Source organism: Candidatus Cardinium hertigii (assembly GCF_003788695.1).
Genome location: NZ_RARA01000025.1, coordinates 99,269 through 100,352, shown reverse-complemented (window position 1 = coordinate 100,352; position 1,084 = coordinate 99,269). Strand labels below are relative to the sequence as shown.

Sequence of the window (1,084 nt, the reverse complement as noted above, 5' to 3'; positions counted from 1 at the left end):
GACAAGGTGGATAAACCTAAACGGCATCATGTCTTTAGGAGGGTCTGCTAATCATGAATTCCCTTAAGTTGACGCCATTGTCCGTTCACTTGCGTGGCAGTCATGTTTTATAGATTATAGAAAATTGCTAATTTTATTCATTTTAAAAAAAACTACTTCTTTTAAAGCTACTTTTTTTGCTTGATCAAAAAAAGTAGCCAAAAAAAATCAAGCGCTGGTGAACAAATCTGTTGAAAATTTCAGCCTGAAAGCTGAAAATCAAAACTCGCCCAGGCTTGCAGCCTTGGGCTCAAACAAGTTGATTTTCTACTAAGCTTTCAGACTAAAATTTTCTAATCACAGCTTTGTTCAAGGCGCGTTTTTTATGTATCCGTTCAGTGGAGTGGCCTAAGCCTCTATAATCTGGAAAAGATTATGGAAAGGATTTAGTTTTTTTTGCTTCCAGGATAGATAGAGAGAAATTATCCTTTTCAAAAATCTATTTCTTCCCCGTTCAGATTGGGTAAAGTAAGCATTGTATATATTTGTTTATAGATTTTTTAATAAAAAAATAAAATATATATATAAACTCGAATACTATGGAGATTTTATTATTTTTAATCTATAAAATTTTTAATTTTTTATAGATTGGTTGATTTATTGATCTGTTATACTTATAAATACTGTTATATTTTTTTAATTTTTTAATTTTTTATTTGTATATACACATTAATTTTTATAAATTTTTATAATTTTAGTTTATTGAACTGTTATGTTTATAAAGCACCCTCCTAAGCCTTGTGTATTCTCATCTGCCATCGCTATTTTAGGTGCTGGTTCATGGGGCACCGCACTGGCTATTCATCTAGCCCTAAAAGGACAAATTGTACATTTATGGGGAGATAAATCCGATCATATGGAAATACTCCAAGCTTCCCGATTTAACCCAAATTATCTATCTAATATCCGTTTACCTAGCCTTATTTCTTGCTTTTCAGATCTAGCCAAAGCTATAGAAAACGTAACAGATATCTTGATAGCGGTTCCCAGTGCTGCCTTCGATATTATCTTACAAAAATTAAAACCCTTATTTACAAATAACCAG

1 protein-coding gene (only partly in view) is annotated in these 1,084 nt (G+C 31.5%); it reads left to right on the top strand.

All coding sequences use genetic code 11. From position 1 onward, the window contains the following. Nucleotides 1-751 precede the first annotated feature (751 nt). Nucleotides 752-1,084, top strand: the 5' portion of a protein-coding gene (locus EDM02_RS03615) for a 2-dehydropantoate 2-reductase N-terminal domain-containing protein (protein WP_123663157.1). It continues 18 nt past the right edge of the window; the window shows 333 of its 351 coding nt (coding positions 1-333); its start codon is at nt 752-754; the stop codon falls past the right edge of the window.